We start from the raw sequence: 18,604 nt of genomic DNA on the forward strand, positions 1-18,604 counted from the left end.
ATGGAGCTCCATTGTTACTGATTTTGCGTCTGAATTAGAACTGAATATAGAGTTTCTTCATAAAAGGTAAAAGCAAGCCGAATAATTATCAGCTCGCCTCTTGATAGCTGTATCTCATTTACCCAAGGTTTTTGAATGCTACTGTTAGCATAAGCTTGATTCTATTAAGTTGATTTACTTGGCTTGCTCCTGGGTCATAATCTACCGCTAATATGTTTGCATTTGGATACTCTTGTTTCAATGCCCTTATCATTCCTTTACCAGTGACGTGGTTAGGCAAACATGCAAATGGCTGCATACAAATAATATTTTCAACTCCACTCTCTAGTAGTTCAATCATTTCAGCTGTCAAAAACCATCCTTCTCCAGCATGATTTCCTAGTGAGAGAATTCTCTCTGCACCTGCTGCAAGCTGCTGAATAGTTTTTGGATTTTCAAATCTACTGCTTTTTTCTAGAGCATCTCGAACGTATTTTCTAAATGATTCTACATATTTAATTGTTACATTACCCGCTAAAGCTTTAAATTTACTTTTGCCTAAATATTTGCTCTTGAAGTTTGAATTAAATACACTGTATAAGAAGAAGTCAATAAGATCAGGCATTACCGCTTCTCCGCCTTCTTTTTCAATAATTTTCACAATCTGATTATTGGAATAAGGATTGAATTTAACAAATATTTCACCTGTCAATCCTATTTTAGGCTTTCTGATATGTTTTAAAGGTAAATTATCAAAGTCTTTCACAATACCATTTATGATTTCTTTAGATTTAAATAACTTTCCATTAGTAATATCTTCAATACAAACTTTCTTCCATTTAGCATGTAATTCCTCAGCAGAACCTTTCACAATCTCATAAGGTCTGGTTCTATAAATTAATCTCATAAAAAGATCACCATATAATATTGAAATAATCATTTTGTTTAGCATAGGAAGTGTAATTTTAAATCCTGGATTTTTTTCTAATCCTACAGCATTAAGTGATATTACGGGAATATGACCCATACCTGCATCCTGCAATGCTTTCCTGATAATTGCAATATAATTTGTAGCTCTACATACACCACCGGTTTGAGAAATAATTACAGAGGTATTATTGGGATCATAGTCTCCATATTTTAAAGCAGTAATAATCTGTCCTACTATTATTATTGATGGGTAACAGGTATCATTATTAACATATTTTAAACCTTCTTCTATAACTCTATCATCTACTTCAGGGAGTACCTTGAAATTATATCCACAACTTTTAATTGCTTCTTGAAGTAATTCAAAATGAATAGGCGATAACTGAGGAGAGAGAATAGTATGCTTTTTCTTCATCTCATTCGTAAACAAAACTCTTTTCCAATGTTCTTTTATCGCTTCAGGGTTAATGTGATTTTTTTCTCGCTCTTCAATAGCTGCTTTTAGTGATCGAAGCCTTATTCTAGCAGCACCCAAATTATTCACTTCATCAATTTTTATTAGTGTATATAATTTATTGTTACTTTCTAATATTTCTGATACCATATCTGTTGCAATTGCATCTAAACCACATCCAAATGAATTGAGTTGTACTATCTCAAGAAAATCTAGCTTACTTACAAAGCGCGCTGCTGCATAGGCTCTTGAATGATAAGTCCACTGGTCAACTACTCTTAATGGGCTTTGAATATTTCCTAGATGAGCAACTGAATCTTCTGTGAGAACAGCCATACCTAAATTATTAATAAGTTCAGGAATGCCATGATTTATTTCAGGATCAATATGATATGGTCTCCCACATAGGACAATTCCTTTTTTGTTCTTTCTTTTTAAATATTGAAGAGTTTCTTCTCCTTTTTTTCTTATATCTTCTTTAAACTTTTCATTTTCGTTCCATGCTATGGAAAGAGCTTTGTCTATTTCATTTTTTCTAAAACCATATTCCTTAAAAGTATCATAAAGGACTTTTGAGAGTGCATTTTTATTATCTAAAGTAACAAAAGGATTTATGAACTTAATGTTTTTCTCTTTTAAAATTTCCATATTGCTTCTTATTACTTCTGGGTATGATATTACTAATGCACAATTCAAACTATTATCACTATGATTAAATTCTTTTTTTTCATAAAAAACACAAGGATAAAAAATCATATCTACTTTACACTCAATAAGACTCATTATATGGCCGTGAACAAGTTTTACTGGGTAGCAGGCTGATTCAGATGGTATAGTTTCCATTCCCTTTTCATATATATTCTTATTACTTCTTGGAGATACTTCAACTCTGTAACCAAGCTCTGTAAGGAAAGTGAACCACAGTGGATAATTTTGATATATATTCATTACTCTTGGAATACCTATAACTGCCTTGGATTTCTCTTTTGGTAATGGTAGATATTTAAACAATCTTTCATATTTATATGCGTACAGATTAGGAATATCCTTCACTCTGTCTAACTTTCCGCTTCCTCTTTCACATCTATTACCACTTACAAAGGTACTTCCATTATCAAACCTATTAATAGTAAGCAAGCAGTTATTCGCACATCCTTTGCACCTTTTATGATGAACTTGGCTTTGAAATTTATCTAACTTTTCTTTATTTAAAAGACAGCTTTTTTCACCCTCTACATACCTCTCTTTTCCGATTAAAGCACACCCATAAGCTCCCATCAAACCAGCAATGTCAGGTCTTACTACTTCTCTTCCAGATATGAGTTCAAAACTCCTTAGTACCGCATCATTAAGGAAAGTGCCTCCTTGAACAATAATTTTTTCACCCATTTTTTCTGGATTCTTAATTTTTATAACTTTTTGCAAAGCATTATTTATAAGAGAATATGATAGTCCAGCAGATATATCCCCAACTGTGGCTCCTTCTTTCTGTGCCTGCTTAACTCTTGAGTTCATAAACACAGTGCATCTAGACCCAAGATCAACTGGTTCCTTTGCAAGAAGAGCCTTTCTACTAAACTCTTCAATTGTTAAATTCAATGATTCAGCAAATGTCTCAATAAATGATCCACAACCAGAAGAACAAGCTTCATTGAGCATTATATTCTCTATTACTCCATTTTTAATCTTCAGGCATTTCATATCCTGACCACCGATATCTAATATAAACTCCACTCCAGGCAAAAATTTTTCGGCAGCCTTATAATGAGCAATAGTTTCAATCTCCCCAATATCAATTTTTAAAGCAGTTTTTATTAATCCTTCTCCATAACCGGTTACTACAGACTTAATTATCTCCGCTTCCTGTGGAAGATTATTATACAAATCACTAAGTATGACTATCACTCTTTTAAGAGGGTCTCCTTCATTACTACCATAATATGTATACAGTATTTCATGATTCTCTCCCATTAGAACAACCTTTGTGGTGGTTGAGCCTGCGTCGATACCTAAAAAACACTTACCTTTATACCCTGACAGTTGAACTTTTTTTATTTTTTCTTTTGAATGTCTCTTTCTGAATTGGTTTAATTCCTCTTCATCAATAAACAATGGTCTTAATCTTTTTACTTCATTTTTACTACTCTTCCCCAGATCATCTAACCTATCGTACAGTTCTTTAAAGGTTAAAGGAGCACTTTTTTCTGAAGAAATAGCTGCGCCTAATGCAACAAAGTAGTGTGAATTTGAAGGAAATAGAACATTTTCATCTGTTAAATTCAAAGTTTCAATAAATCTCGTTCTTAATTCTGAAAGAAAATATAGTGGTCCACCAAGAAATGCAACTTTACCTTTAATTGGCCTTCCACATGCAAGACCACTGATTGTTTGAGTCACTATACTTTGAAATACTGATGCTGCAATATCTTCTTTAGCAGCGCCTTCGTTTAAAAGGGGTTGAATATCACTTTTAGCAAATACTCCACATCTTGCTGCTATAGGGTAAATATTTTTATGGTTCTTTGCTAATTCATTTAAGCCACTTGCATCTGTTTTAAGCAAAGATGCCATCTGATCTATAAATGCTCCAGTGCCTCCTGCACAAGATCCATTCATTCTCTGTTCTACTCCATTTTTAAAGTATGTAATTTTGGCATCTTCTCCACCTAGTTCTATGGCTACATCTGCACTATTAATAAACTTTTCAACTGCTAAACTACAGGCAATTACTTCTTGTATAAATGGTACAGCTAACCATTCAGAAACGGCTAAACCGCTAGAACCAGTTACCTTAAATGTTATACATCTTTCATTAAATATATTATAAACTTCCTCAATGAGTTCTTTTATACTATTTTTAATATCCGAATAATGTCTCTTATATTTACTGTAAAGTATCTTTTCATTTGTATCTAGCACTACAATTTTTATTGTTGTTGATCCAACATCAAAACCTACATGCAACATATTCTTCATATCTCTACCTCTTTCTAACTAATGTGATATAGTATAAGCACATGATAGATATTTTTCCCATTTTTTCAAATTATATTACTAAATATTGAAATAAAAAGAAAAGCGAGAGATTTTGCAATCTGATAGCACCTATCTATAGTATTAACTTACTTATTTGTAAAAGGTGTTTTCCTAAATGCAGCCAAAATACCTGCTAAAGTTGCTCCAAATATATTAAACATTAAATCTAAATTAGTATCTACTTGACCGTGTTGGTTTTCAGTTTTAAATATAATATCTAAAATAAATTCTAAATTTTCAAGAAAAACCCCAACAGTAATTCCAATAGATGTTATAAGAATAAAAATAAATATTTTAGATCTTGAAAAGAAACTAGTAGTTGAATCCATGATTGAATAACAGAAAAGCGAAAGTGAAAAAGTTCCAAATACATGTAAAGCTTTATCAAACCAATTTGTAGTTATGTAAAGGTTAAGGTATTGTCCAAATGAGTTATGTAATATTGCTGTTATAATAACTAATGCCTTAATATTATTTTTTACTTTAAATTTCTTTTTATTTTCAAAATAAATAAAAAGTAAAAAACTAAGATATATTGGTATTAAATTACAAATAAAATGATGTTCCTTTTTCAGTATAAATCCGATTGCAGTTAGAAACATAATTATTGAGAAGTAAATAGTTAAAAGTTTTGAAATGTTGTTTTTTTTCATGAAAAATACCTTTCAAAATTTATTTTTTTATTTTCTTTGAACATTGAAACAAAATTAACAAAAAACTGTTTATATATATAATTCCCAAAATTTAAATTTAATTTATGAGTAATTAACCAAATTAATAATATTTTTAGTCAAGTTTATTGCTTCTGGAGTGTTCTTAAAATAAGTTTTAATAAAAATATTAAAAATAGAAAAATATATGGGTTAAAGATAAAACATGAAAGGATGAAACCTATGTATAAACCTGGATACTTAAAATTACTCAAAAGTGGTGAACTAGAGGAAAGAGTTAATCTTCTAAATTCAATGCTTAAGAATTGTACTTTATGTCCTCATAAGTGTAAAGTAAATAGATTAAAGGGAGAAAGAGGCTACTGCAAGACCTTGGGAAATGTTATTATATCTGGTGCACAAGTTCATCTTGGTGAAGAAGATGAACTAGTAGGAAGCTATGGATCAGGTACAATATTTTTTTCTCATTGCAATTTGAAATGTGTATTTTGTCAAAACTATGAAATAAGTTATTGTGGGGAAGGGCAAGAAATAAATCCAGATAAATTATCCCAAGTTATGATTAGCTTACAAGAGAAAAAATGTCATAATATTAATCTTGTTTCTCCAAGCCATATAGTACCTCAAATAGTAGAAGCAATTTTTATTGCTGCAAAAGAGGGATTAAATATCCCTATAGTTTATAACACAGGCGGATATGATTTCGTAGATACAATAAAGCAATTAGAGGGAATTATAGATATTTATATGCCTGATATAAAGTTTTCAGATGATGATATTGCATATAAATATTTAGGGGTAAAAAAGTATTTTACAACTTCAGAAGCTTGCGTAAAAGAGATGCATAGGCAGGTTGGGGATTTAAAGGTGGATGATAGAAACATTGCATATAAAGGACTTATGATTAGACATTTGGTGCTCCCAATAAATTTAGCGGGAACAGAAAAGATAATGAGATTTTTATCGCAGGAGATATCTACAGATACATATGTAAATATAATGGCACAGTATTATCCTTCCCATAAAGCCTATAACTTTGATGAATTAAGTAGGAGAATATCAAATCAAGAATATGAAAGTGCTATAAAAAGTGCTAAATTAGCAGGTTTAAAAAAATATAAGTACAATATGTGATATTAAAGAGTGAATCTTGATTTTTGTTATTTGTATGGAATGGAGTGAAGCATGTGAAGGTAGGACTTATAAGGCATTTTAAAGTAGATTTAAAAAGGAAAAGTTTTATGACATCAGAAGAGTATAATAAATATATGGCTGAATATGATATTGCAGGAGTAATAAAAAACGAAGTAGTTATTGATAAGGAGTGGGATAAGTGTTATTGTAGTAGTTTAAACAGAGCTATAATTACAGCAAAAACAGTATATCATGGTGAAATTAATATAACTGATAAGTTAGTTGAGATACCAACTGCAGCTTTGATAAAAATGATAATTCCATTACCATTAAAATGAATTTTACGGTGTTTTTATTTTTTAATTCAAAGATAGTACGAATTAATAGGACAACTTAAATAAAGTATATGATGTTATCTATCTTAATTATTGAAATTATCAACTTTTTTAGTCATATTCTTTACTTTTAATAACTTCATGGATATGAGTTATTACCTTAACAAAACAATGAAATTGTTTTAGAATAGTAGTAGGAAGTAGATAACTAGTAAATTATAAATTGAGTTGTCTTAGTTAATCATTAATAAAAAGGGAGCAATGAAATGATAAATAAAAGCATAATAATGCATAATTTGAAGGGGGATTTTATGAATAAAGTATATTCTAGTCCTTATAAAAGGGCTGTAGATACTAAAAGAGAGGTTGCAAATTCATTTAACTTAGATATTGAAATTATTGATGATTTTAGAGAAAGAAAAGTAAGTAATGAATGATATAAAAATAATGGTATGGCTTTTTCCAATACTTTTTATTTTCCACGATTTTGAAGAATTAATTTTTATGCAACTGTGGATAAGTAAAAATAGACTCTATTTATGTGAAAAATTCCCTAAAGTATCAAAAAAGTTATTACCTCATTTTGATAATATTACAACATCATCTTTCGCTTTTGGAGTAGCGGAAGAATTTATTTTGATTAGTATAATTACAGTGGTTTCCTTTATTACGAATTGGTATAACCTATGGATAGGTTTGTTTATTGCATTTGCTTTACATTTAGTAATACATTGCTTTCAAACATTGATTGTAAGAAAATATGTCCCTGCTATTGTTACAAGCATTATTTGTTTGCCTATTTGTATTTATATCATTAAGAATATAATACCAATATTCCCGTTAGGTACGGTTGTCTTGTATGCCATTTTCGGCTTTATAATAATGGTGGTCAATTTAGTTATTATTCATAAAGGTATGGATATATTCAACAAATGGTTAGTCCAATATGAATAGCAAAGCAAATGAGCATAATCTAAATTTCAAATAGTGAGTAATATTCTTAAAATAGCGTATGATTCATTTTACGGCATTTTTATTTCGTAATCCAAAGAAAGTCAAATTAACTAGAAAACCCTTATATGGTATATGAAGCTACCATATTAATTGTTTGATTTATAAACTTTTATTTTAGTCATATTTATTATTACAAATAAATTAAAGTAATAGTTTTGTCTCAAAAAATAAATATGGAATAAAAATTGCAACCTTTTCTTACGTTGCGATGCAACAGTTAAATATGAAAAACAAGAGAGGACAGAAAAATGTTCAATACTTTAAGTTATATCGGTAAAAAACTTAATAATTCAAATATAGTATGGGGAGTTGGTGCGTCCATATTGCTAAATCAATTTGGGCTTATAGAGAAACCTAATGATATAGATATTTTTGTAGATATAAAGGATATTCATAAAGCAGATAATATTCTTAAAGGAATTGGTGAAAAGAGTATTTATGAAAAGACTTCCACATATTCAACAGAATATTTTTATGAGTATATAATAAATGGATTTGATGTTGATGTAATGGCAGGATTTGCAGTTAATCATAATAGTGGAGTATTTGAATATATTTTTGACAAAAAGTCAATTACAGAGTTTAAAAGAATTAATGGTGTAGATATTCCTTTCACATCTTTAGAAGAGTGGTATGTAATTTATCAATTAATTCCTAACAGAGAAGCCAAAATAAAAATGATAGAAAATTACCTTCTATCAAACGGAATTAAAAGAACTTTTTTATTAGAGAGAGCATTGGAAGGCTGTTTACCAATAGAAGTAAGAAAGAAAATTGAGAAAATCTTAAGTTCGTAATGTTTACGGAATGCGAACTAACTATTAAAATTAAAATATTTACTATTGTACAATTTTAATTTAATCAAATGTTATTCGTAGAATATTTATTTTAAGTCATAATGGTAAGATATTGCGAAATGAGGTATTTATATGAATTTTAAGTATGTAGGGAGATAAATAAATGGAGAAATTATTACCACATGAAATTAAAGCAATTGAATTTATAAATATGAGTTCAAAAAAAAAAGAAACTTTCGATAAGGAACAAATTCAAAAACTTCTTAAACAGAATTTATTAGAAGATATACAAATAGAGAAATTGATTAATAATATTTTTCAATATTCATTTGTAACTATAAACTTTCATCCTGATAGAATTTCAAATAGAGGAACTCTAATTATAGAAGAAATATTGAAAGAAGGTATGTATTATAGTCAGTTTAAAACTGGGACTACAAGTGGAAGTAAAACAGCTTATACAGGTGGAGAACGTGATTTATGGGAAAGAGAACTTTTTGGAGGGCACTATCATTGCAAAGAAACCAATCATGATAGAAGAGTAAAATATGGTTCCCTTAATATCATGAATTACAAAGATGGTGCATCTCCGAGGTTTGGCTCTTGTTATTTTAAACTCAATAGGAATATCTTAGATAGATGTACTTTTACATTTGGAGATAGTTATCTAAAACCTAAATCTACTGGAACTAAAGATTCTTTTTATTCTATTATGAGAACTATGCTAGATGAAATAATACAAAGAAAAAGATTTTTCAATAGTAACGGTTATAATTTAATAAAAGCAATAAAGTATTTATCAGAGATGAATGAAAATAATTTATCTACCCAATATGGTAGTATAGGCAAGGCTTTGGATGATTATATTGAAGTACAAATTCATGGTGATATAAATCTTAAGAATGATATTGAGTGTTTTGTTCTAGATGAATCATTTAAAGGAACAGAAATATTACAATATATATTGAAAATCTCAAAAGAATTTGACATTAATGTTGAATGGATATCTGCTCGCAAAGTATTTGTGAATGATATACCAGATGAATTTAGAGGGCCAATAATAAAACCATTTGCAAAAAAGATTTTAGAAGAACTTCAAACATCATTTAATTATATAGATGCAAATACAATTGGAAGAGCTTCTAGATTAATAGAGCGTAATCCTAGTAAATGGTCTGAATTTGGTGACACAAATAAAACCTTCCAATATTTAAAGCAACTATGGCATGTATTAGTTCAATATGGGTAATATTAGTATACAAAAATGGCATAACTATTTACTGTTACCCCAAAATGCTTTATTAGATTAAGTCACAATGTTCTTATAAGGCGAAATAACTGTAAAACAAAATAATTTCTTTAAATACCTTATTATTCAGCAATGGATTTTACGGTATTTTTATTTCGCAATTCAATCGGATTGTAGAATAACTATCATAATTTCCTTATGAGTTGAGTCGATATTGTAATTTATGGCGATATAACATAATATAACTAAATAAAAGGAGTGGTTGTATAAAATGCGTACTAATTAATAGATATGTTAACACAAATAATTTGTTTTTTGAAAACTGAATAATACGGTATAGAAAAATAAAAATTTTTATTTATATAGAGATATAGTGATGTGGAAATATGTTATAATTTCTATAGAGTTACTTCAAAGTTGTAATATACTGCCACGTATGAACGATGTAAAAAACTTAATAAATAGGAATTTGTAGGGGATTTTATGAGACGTATATTAGTTACAGGTGGAACTGTATTTGTTAGTAAATATATAGCAAAATACTTTCAATCAAAAAATTATGAGGTTTATGTTTTAAATAGAGGTACTAAAAAACAAATAAAGAATGTTAATTTAATTTGTGCAGATAGAAATAATTTAGAGGATTATCTACAACAGTATTCTTTTGATGCCATAATAGATGTATGTGGATATAATCAAAAAGATATTAAAAATATATTAGATGCTGTTGGAGAATTTAAAGATTACATATTTATTAGTTCATCTGCTGTTTATCCAGAAACAAATATACAACCATTTTCAGAAAATCAAAGTATTGGTTTGAATACGATTTGGGGTAAATATGGAACTGATAAGATTGAAGCAGAAGAATACTTGATTTCAAGAGTATCTAATGCATATATTTTAAGACCTCCTTACTTATATGGACAAATGCAAAATGTATATAGAGAGCCATTTGTATTTGAATGTGCTTTAAAAAATAGAAAGTTTTATATTCCTAATGATGGTAAAATGAAATTGCAATTTTTTCATGTAGATGATTTATGTAAGGTTATTGAAAAAATATTAGAAAAGCATCCCAAAGAACATATACTTAATGTTGGAAATACAGAGTTGGTAGATATAAATACATTTGTTGAATTATGTTATAAGGTTGTAGGAACACCTTTAGAAAAAATATATGTAACTAATCATGATAATCAAAGAGACTATTTTAGTTTTTATGATTATGAATATAGTTTAGATGTATCGAAACAAGCTGAATTATTATCAGAACAAAAGGATTTATTTGAGGGATTAAAGGAGTCTTATGAATGGTTTAAGGATAATTTTGATGAAGTTGCAAAAAAAGATTACATCAATTTTGTTCAACAAAATTTTGAATAATTATTTAGGAATAAACGTAGTCTAATCTAATCGATAAATTCCAATTTGTTGAGTTTAAGTAACGTGATTTTAGGTTCGCAACGTATTCAATATAATCATGGTTAAAATATAAGCATTGAAGATTACTAATTAAGTTTTGAATCATAATTAAAAATATGTATTATGTATAGAAATATTACAATGATAAAATTAGATAAATATGGAGAGTGAGAAAATGGCTGTATTATCCCAAAATAAATATATTTTAAATATAGGGGAATTATTAATAGAATCGGCTACAATTTAAGATCCAGAAATTTTAATTTATATATTCATCCTCGTAAAAAAATACGAAGTAAAGATTATTTATATAATCCTTAATGCAGACTCATAAGATGGGTTAATTTTTTGCTTGATTAATTCCAAAAATGGTATTATAATTATAAATGGAATTAAAAGGAGGCATATTATGAAAAATATAAACGAGATAATGTTAAATCCTATCCGGATGAGAATAATCCAGGAACTTGCTTCAGGGCAAAGCATTACAGCGACAGATCTTTGTAAAAAAATTAGTGATGTACCACGAACAACCATGTACCGGCATATAAAAATTCTGATTGATAACAATATTCTGTCTGTTGTATCAGAAAAAAAAGTTCGAGGAAGTCTTGAAAGAACAATTGCTTTGAACATTTCAGATATTTCAAAGCACAACACTATTGAAAATGCTGCTCAAAATGCCTTTGGATTTCTGATGTGCAATTACGCAAAGTTTCACAATTATTTCAGTGGCGAAAACCCTGATCCTGGTAAAGATAGAATATTTTTAAACGATACTGTGCTGATGATGAGTGATACAGAGTTCGACGATTTTTTAGCGGAACTACGCGAAATTATTGTAAAATATAACTTTGAATCAGCGGACGGAAGAAAGGCCAGAGATATTTCTATAATATCCTCACCTTCATAATAATTAATAAGGAGTACGTAAAATAACTAAATCAAAAATGAAAAGAGGGAAAAAGATTATGATGCTATTTGGAATAATAGTTGCAGTGATTACAATTTTCATGTTAATTGGTGCGATTTTACACGCTTCATATTTTAAAGGAAAATTAGAACAAATTAAACCTTATGGTCAGCTTGTTGATGTTGACGACGGACAAATGCATGTCTATTCAATGGGCAATGGTGAGAAAACAATTGTATTACTTCCTGGTATGGGTGTTCCGCTTCCGTCTGCTGATTTTGCTCCGCTCATACGTAAACTCAGTGAAAAATACACAGTTGTTTGCGTCGAGTATTTTGGCGTAGGTTTTAGCAGTGAAACTTCAAAGCCACGTACCTGTGAAAGTTATGTTGAAGAAACAAGAACCGCACTCAGCCAAGCGGGTTTTAAAGTACCGTATGTTCTAATGCCACATTCGATTTCAAGTATTTACAGTGAATACTATGCTTCTAAATACCCCCAAGAAGTAGATGCTCTTATCTCTCTTGATGGCACATCAACTGCTTATTATGATGAAATGCCAGCTATTTTTAAATCAATACTTAAAATTGCAAAATTCCAACAGGCAATAGGTATTACCTCAATTTTATCGCCTTTATCTGTAAATAAAAACGACTTGTTTTCAAAAGGTTTTACTCTAACAGAAATAAATGATGCAATTGTATTTTCAGGTTTTTCAATAAATGATACCGTTTTAGAACAGATGACAAATTCATCTGAGTTTATAAAACAAACCATGGACTTGCCTTTCCCTGAATCTGTTCCATACTTCAAAATTATTTCCAAGCAGACTTACGAAACGCCAAATAAACAGCTTAAAATGACGCCTCAAGAATATCAGCATAAACATCTTCAGCGAATTGGTGAATATGCAAAATATGAAATTCTTGAGGGTAATCACTTTATCTATCTAAATAATATTGATCGAATTGTTGAGATTACGGATGATTTATTACTCAAAGCGAATCTATAATGAGCAATGGTTGACTAGTAAACTAATTGGATTTATAATTAAATCAATTAGTTTACCGGTGAACGTTTTTTTTAGTTGTATGAAAGTTGGAGATTGTATGGGGTAACGAAAGGAATAAGATATGAAAGCAATGGAATTTGGTTCATTAATCAGAGGCATAACAGCTAATGTGAATTATTTTATAGGGTTAAATGTTGAACAATATGGCATCAAGCAAGGGCAATATGAATATTTCTTACTTATATATACAATACCTGGTATCAATCAATTGGAATTAGCAAGAATTAAAAAGGTTGGAAAAGCCAGTGTGACAAAAGCTTTAAAAAAGTTAGAAGAAGAAAATTTTGTACGTAGAGAAGTAGATGAGCATGACAAAAGGAATTTTCATTGTTATGTAACGGAAAAAGGTGAAAAAATTATTGATGAACTTATGATGGTGAAAATGAATGTAGAAAAAGATCTTTTTAATGGGTTTTCAAAGGAAGATAAAGCTTCTCTATATCATTTACTTACTTTGTTGCATAATAATTCAGAGAGATTAGCAAATAGTAGTGATAAATAATTACAGGAGATGAAAAAACAATGGATATGAAGAAAGTAATGCCCAATATAAATAAATATATTGATAAAAGTCTGCCATATATTAATCCAAGTGAACATGCTCACAAAGGGTTAAATGTGCCTGAAATAGTTTTAAAGTATGGAAGTATCAAAACAAAGGCTAAATCACTACCAAATTTATATAAATACATGGTTGGATCTATAAAAGAAATGAATAAATCATATAAAGAATTATACAAGCAGCCGAAAAATCCTTCAAAGCAAATTACACCAAAAGATTTAGAAGATATGAAGGCTCTTGCTTTGAAATGTGGTGCAAGTATCATTGGCTTTGCTGTAGTCAATCCTTCCTTTATTTTTGAAGATAAGAAGATTATTTACCCTAATGCAGTGGTTTTTGTGATGGAAATGGACCATGAAATTATTAATACTGCACCTTCAAAAAGTGCAGAAAAAGAAATCTTTAGAACTTATTATGAGTTAAATGTAATGGTTAATAAGATTAAGGATTTCTTAAATGACAGAGGATATAACGCAGAAGCTGGACCGTCATTAGGTGGTGAAGTGAATTACCCCCTTTTAGCACAAAAGGCAGGTTTAGGTACTATAGGAAAACATGGTATGTTGATCACACCTAATTTTGGACCATCATTAAGAATAGCGGCAGTTTATACAGATATTGAAAACCTACCTATAACTGATAATAATGAACATCTTTGGATTAATGAATTTTGTGAAAATTGTAATCAGTGTGTAAAAAAATGCCCAGGGGGAGCTATATTTAAACACCCAATAGTTTTCAAAGACGATTCCAAACAATGTATAGATTATAAAAAATGTGCTATTCCTTTTTCAAGAAATAATGGGTGTACGGTATGTGTTAAAGAATGTACTTTCTTTAAAGGGGATTATGAGAAGATCAAGAAGTCAATGTTATAAATTGAAATTCACATGGATAGTTGCTATAATCTAATATTATTGATAAAGTATTTCAATATTCAGGGGGATATAACATGGAATTGAAAGATTATGAGGTTCTAAGTGATGGAGAAATTGATATTATTATATTCAAAAAAAGTAAAGGAGATGCTCTAAAGGGAAGATCACCAGAGTATAAGTTTCAAATATTACTACATGATACTAACACTCTTATTGGTCATATAAATTTAAGATTAGGAAATTCAGAAAAAGTAATAAATTATATAGGACATATTGGATATGGTATAGAAAAACAGTATCGTGGAAATAAATTTGCTGCAAAGGCTTGTAGGATTATTAAAGAAGTAATAAAAGACCATTCAATGAATAAAGTTATTATCACATGCAACCCAGATAATTATGCATCAAGAAAAATTTGTGAAACTATTGGAGCAAAATTAATTGAAATTGTAGATATACCAAAAACATCGGATGCCTACTCAGTAAATGAGACACAAAAATGTCGTTATGAATGGAGAGAAGAATGAAAATACGAGTGCCAGATTATTTTAAAGACTTTAAATGTATAGCTTCAGAATGCGAAGATACATGTTGTGCTGGATGGGAAGTTGTAATTGATGATGAAGCATATAACCACTATCAAAAGGTAGAGTCAGATTTTGGGGAAAGATTAAGAAGTGAGATAGTACATAAAGATGGAGAGAATATATTTAGATTAAAAGGTAACAATTGTCCATTTTTAAACCAAAATAAAATGTGTGACATATATAGTGAAATTGGAGAAGATAGCCTGTGCTATACATGCAAACAATATCCAAGATACATAGAAGAATATGGAAGTTTACGTGAGATAGGAATATCATTATCATGTCCAGAAGCTGCAAGACTAATATTGAGAGATTGCAGCAAAACAGAATTTGAGTTGAGCGAAAATACAGAGGAAATCACTTCATATCATGATATTGATGCTATGCTTTTTATATATCTTATGCAGTGTAGAAAAGTAATTATTAATATTTTCCAAAACCGTGAGATTGATTTAGAGAATAGAGTTTCTTTAGTTCTTAAATTTGCCAATGGAATTCAAAAAAAAATAGATGAAAATAATATACAGGGTATAAAAGGTATTAAAGAAAAATACGTAGATAATAACTTTTTAAATGAAGAGATTAATAGTTTACATAAGTATAAAGGTAAAGAAAGTGTTAAATACCATAGAATGCATGAATTCTTTAAAGTATTTAAGGAATTAAAACATATAAACCCTAATGATCCATTGGGCTTAGATAATGTATTAAGATATTTTTGGAAAAGTGATGATAATGAAGAGATTTATTTAGCTAAACATAAAGATTTTAATAAATATTATGAAGATAAGATGTACAAGTTTGAAAATCTATTAGTTTACTTTGTATTTAGATATTTTATGAAGGCTGTTTTTGACTACGATGTATCTGCAAAAGTAAAGTTAGCAGTAGTTAGTTACTTAATGATTAAAGAATTATTTGTATCAAGATGGATAGAAAATGGTGAGTTTACTGATGAAGATGCAGTAGAAATAATGCATATGTATTCTAAAGATATTGAACATTTAGAGGAAAATATAGAAACTTTAGCAGAAGTTTTTAAAACTAATAATGTATTCAAATTAGATGAACTTCTAATTATATTAATGAATTAGGGGAAAGTACTGATCAAAAATCTCAGGAATCAATGTGTGTCGAAATATAGAGAAGCCAAAATTGGCTTCTCTATATTTCGGGAAAAGATTTCAAATTTAGATAGCTTTTAATTCATTACTTATTATTTTCAGAATAACATTTTAAGGCTTCTCCAATAAATTTAGATGAACCACTGCCGTATTTATTATCGATTGCTTTGATAAACTTAGGCTTTGATAAATAAAGATCAGCTGTAAACTCCAAATAGTTATCTCCCATATCCACGTTTAAAGATTCTTGTTGTTTTTTAGTTATATCTGCAATTTCCTCAATAATTTGTTGGATATCTTTTGAAGAAGGATCTTTACTTAAGTCAGATGTAAGATTTTTATAAAGTATATTTATTTTAGGCTGCTTATCGCCTAAGAAATTTTTCAGAGCTTCTCCAATAAATTTACATGCACCATTTCCATATTTCTTATCAACTTCTTTTATCCACTCAGGATTTAATAAATAATTTTGTAACATATAGTACCAATGATCGTCTCCCTTATCCATTTTGAAAAGTTTATAATCTTTTTTAGCTGTATCTGATATTTCTTCAGCAATTTGTTGAATCTCCTTTGAAGAAGGGTCTTTAGTTAAATCAGATACAAGCTTTTTATATAGTTCTTTTAATTTAGGATGCTTATCTTCCAAGCAATCTTTTTTAAACTCATCATATTGTTCTGATATAGTTATTATATCACTATTAAAATTTTTCTTTATAGCTTTAGTATATTTTTCAATACTTCCATATTGCTTTATAGCAATTTTTGCAATTTCAGATTCATTAGATTTACATTTTTCAATAAATTCATTATATTTATTTACACTACCCCAACTTTTAATTATCTTATCCTCATGTTCTTTTTTTAATTCTTCCAATACATTAAAATATTCACTCATATCAAATTCTTTAAAACTCATTGTATTTTCTTCTTTTAATGTTTTGTCTATGAGCTCAATTAAACCATTCAATCTATTGCGTTTTAAAATAAGCAGCTTTTTTTGATTTTTAAGTGCTTGGCTTTTATCAAAGTTAGGGTTATCCATGATTTCTTTGATTTCTTTCAAAGGTAAATCAAGTTCTTTAAAAAATAAAATCTGCTGCAAGGTTTCAAGAGCTTCATCATCATAAAGTCTGTAACCAGCTTCTGTGAATTTGCTTGGTTTTAACAATCCAATTTTATCATAGTGATGCAGCATGCGTACACTTATTCCTGCCAAATCCGAAACTTGTTTTACTGTTCTCATTACTATACCTCCAAGTTTGATTCTAGAGCTATCAATACAGGCTAATATTCCGCCGGCCATGAGTTCTTAACAATATATTGAAACTCTATTATTATATTACACTATGACATAATGTTAGGGTCAACAGTTTTTTTAAAAAAATTAATTCTAAAATCCTTAATATTAAATAAAATTATATAAATCCAATGATGTGTATATATGAAAAATATGTTATAATTTGCATATGATTTAACCAGAAGTAAAAATTAAGAAAGGATGGATTACATGTATGATCCCAGTTTAACAAATGAGATAATGAATATGATTTCAACAAGTGAGGCATTAAATAGAATTTCTTGGGTTCTTTATTGGGGAATACCAATTATTATAGTTTTACTTGTATGGATAGGTGTTACTTTAAGAGGTATAAAAAAGAACTTAGAGAATAAATAGGTGTAGAAGATGGTTATGCTATCAAGCGATAGAGGTAGTAAAAAATAATTTGAAAAGTAAACTAACATATAGTTATAATATATAGATATTGAATTAACGGAAGGGTAAACAATTAAGAAAAAAATTGAATCTAATAAATCTAAAAATGATAAGATTTTTGAAGGAGTTGTATTTGATGAATGAAAGAAAAACTAAGGATAAAAAAGTAATAATCAGAAAAGCGAATAAGTCTGATGCTAAAACATTAATAGATTATCTGAACATTATTGGAGGAGAGTCAGATTTTTTAACATTTGGAGTAGATGAGTTTGGAAGAAGTGTTGGACAAGAAGAAGACTTTATTGAGAATGTGTTAAAAAAGGAAAATGCTTTATTTATTATAGCAGAAGTCAATGGGAAAATAGTTGGGAATTTGAACTTTTCAGGAGGACCAAGAGAAAGGAATGCACATGTTGGCGAATTTGGAGTAAGTATTCTTAAAGAATATTGGGGAAATGGTATAGGGGAAGAACTCATAAAATATTTAATTAGGTGGAGTGAAAACACGGGAATAATCAGAAAAATCAATTTAAGAGTTAGAACTGATAATACAAGAGGTATTAATCTATATAAGAAACTTGGTTTTTCAAAAGAAGGAATAATAAAAAGAGATTTTTTAATTGATGGCAAATTCTATGACTCTTTATTAATGGGGTTACCTATTGATTAATTGATTTTAATGAAATGGAACGAAAATGGGTTTGACTATTACTGATAAAAATCTACT

General features: G+C 28.9%; 18 protein-coding genes. 15 read left to right on the forward strand and 3 right to left on the reverse strand.

The window, feature by feature from the left end; translation table 11 throughout:
* Positions 1–118: 118 nt before the first annotated feature.
* Positions 119–4,339, reverse strand: a complete 4,221-nt coding sequence (locus tag ACQ3F0_RS17940; RefSeq protein WP_428866791.1) for an acyl-CoA dehydratase activase-related protein — start codon at positions 4,337–4,339, stop codon at positions 119–121.
* Between the two features lie 146 nt (positions 4,340–4,485).
* The gene (locus tag ACQ3F0_RS17945; protein ID WP_428866793.1) at positions 4,486–5,052 is read right to left on the reverse strand and encodes a DUF2238 domain-containing protein; all 567 of its coding nucleotides are present in this window, start codon (positions 5,050–5,052) and stop codon (positions 4,486–4,488) included.
* Between the two features lie 240 nt (positions 5,053–5,292).
* On the opposite strand from ACQ3F0_RS17945, the gene ACQ3F0_RS17950 reads away from it, so the two are divergent.
* From ACQ3F0_RS17950 to fliB, 13 genes are all read left to right on the forward strand, one after another.
* Positions 5,293–6,204 (forward strand): radical SAM protein, encoded by a 912-nt coding sequence (locus ACQ3F0_RS17950; protein ID WP_428866795.1) that lies wholly within the window; start codon positions 5,293–5,295, stop codon positions 6,202–6,204.
* Positions 6,205–6,257: 53 nt separating this feature from the next.
* Positions 6,258–6,542, forward strand: a complete 285-nt coding sequence (locus ACQ3F0_RS17955; RefSeq protein ID WP_428866797.1) for a hypothetical protein — start codon at positions 6,258–6,260, stop codon at positions 6,540–6,542.
* Between the two features lie 284 nt (positions 6,543–6,826).
* Entirely contained in the window at positions 6,827–6,976 is a 150-nt protein-coding gene (locus ACQ3F0_RS17960; protein WP_428866906.1) for a histidine phosphatase family protein, read from the forward strand.
* Complete coding sequence (locus ACQ3F0_RS17965) at positions 6,969–7,493, forward strand: HXXEE domain-containing protein (protein WP_428866798.1); 525 nt, start codon at positions 6,969–6,971, stop codon at positions 7,491–7,493. Before ACQ3F0_RS17960 ends, ACQ3F0_RS17965 begins: the two co-directional genes overlap by 8 nt.
* Before the next feature lie 308 nt (positions 7,494–7,801).
* Positions 7,802–8,350: a nucleotidyltransferase family protein gene (locus tag ACQ3F0_RS17970; RefSeq protein WP_428866800.1), complete on the forward strand. Its 549-nt coding sequence runs from the start codon at positions 7,802–7,804 to the stop codon at positions 8,348–8,350.
* A gap of 163 nt (positions 8,351–8,513) precedes the next feature.
* Entirely contained in the window at positions 8,514–9,599 is a 1,086-nt protein-coding gene (locus ACQ3F0_RS17975) for a DUF3626 domain-containing protein (RefSeq protein ID WP_428866802.1), read from the forward strand.
* A gap of 483 nt (positions 9,600–10,082) precedes the next feature.
* A complete protein-coding gene (locus tag ACQ3F0_RS17980; RefSeq protein ID WP_428866803.1) occupies positions 10,083–10,985 on the forward strand; it encodes an NAD-dependent epimerase/dehydratase family protein in 903 nt (300 codons plus the stop codon).
* Positions 10,986–11,433: 448 nt separating this feature from the next.
* Positions 11,434–11,937 carry a helix-turn-helix domain-containing protein gene (locus tag ACQ3F0_RS17985; protein WP_428866805.1) on the forward strand — a complete coding sequence of 168 codons (504 nt, stop codon included), beginning with the start codon at positions 11,434–11,436 and terminating at the stop codon, positions 11,935–11,937.
* Positions 11,938–11,995: 58 nt separating this feature from the next.
* The gene (locus tag ACQ3F0_RS17990) at positions 11,996–12,949 is read left to right on the forward strand and encodes an alpha/beta fold hydrolase (protein ID WP_428866806.1); all 954 of its coding nucleotides are present in this window, start codon (positions 11,996–11,998) and stop codon (positions 12,947–12,949) included.
* Between the two features lie 121 nt (positions 12,950–13,070).
* Positions 13,071–13,511 carry a MarR family winged helix-turn-helix transcriptional regulator gene (locus ACQ3F0_RS17995; protein ID WP_428866807.1) on the forward strand — a complete coding sequence of 147 codons (441 nt, stop codon included), beginning with the start codon at positions 13,071–13,073 and terminating at the stop codon, positions 13,509–13,511.
* Positions 13,512–13,531: 20 nt separating this feature from the next.
* Positions 13,532–14,449 carry a 4Fe-4S binding protein gene (locus ACQ3F0_RS18000; protein WP_428866809.1) on the forward strand — a complete coding sequence of 306 codons (918 nt, stop codon included), beginning with the start codon at positions 13,532–13,534 and terminating at the stop codon, positions 14,447–14,449.
* A gap of 74 nt (positions 14,450–14,523) precedes the next feature.
* Complete coding sequence (locus ACQ3F0_RS18005) at positions 14,524–14,976, forward strand: GNAT family N-acetyltransferase (RefSeq protein WP_428866811.1); 453 nt, start codon at positions 14,524–14,526, stop codon at positions 14,974–14,976.
* Positions 14,973–16,130 carry a flagellin lysine-N-methylase gene (gene fliB / locus ACQ3F0_RS18010; protein ID WP_428866812.1) on the forward strand — a complete coding sequence of 386 codons (1,158 nt, stop codon included), beginning with the start codon at positions 14,973–14,975 and terminating at the stop codon, positions 16,128–16,130. The genes ACQ3F0_RS18005 and fliB overlap by 4 nt, the downstream gene beginning before the upstream one ends.
* Before the next feature lie 115 nt (positions 16,131–16,245).
* On the opposite strand, the gene ACQ3F0_RS18015 is transcribed toward fliB, so the two are convergent.
* Positions 16,246–17,406: a MerR family transcriptional regulator gene (locus ACQ3F0_RS18015; RefSeq protein WP_428866814.1), complete on the reverse strand. Its 1,161-nt coding sequence runs from the start codon at positions 17,404–17,406 to the stop codon at positions 16,246–16,248.
* Positions 17,407–17,670: 264 nt separating this feature from the next.
* On the opposite strand from ACQ3F0_RS18015, the gene ACQ3F0_RS18020 reads away from it, so the two are divergent.
* Positions 17,671–17,838, forward strand: a complete 168-nt coding sequence (locus ACQ3F0_RS18020) for a hypothetical protein (RefSeq protein ID WP_428866816.1) — start codon at positions 17,671–17,673, stop codon at positions 17,836–17,838.
* A 175-nt stretch (positions 17,839–18,013) separates the two neighbouring features.
* Positions 18,014–18,547, forward strand: coding sequence for a GNAT family N-acetyltransferase (locus ACQ3F0_RS18025; RefSeq protein WP_428866817.1), 534 nt, complete (start codon positions 18,014–18,016; stop codon positions 18,545–18,547).
* The last annotated feature ends 57 nt before the right edge of the window (positions 18,548–18,604 follow it).

Source organism: Clostridium sediminicola (assembly GCF_050402865.1).
GTDB lineage: Bacteria > Bacillota > Clostridia > Clostridiales > Clostridiaceae > Clostridium_AF > Clostridium_AF sediminicola.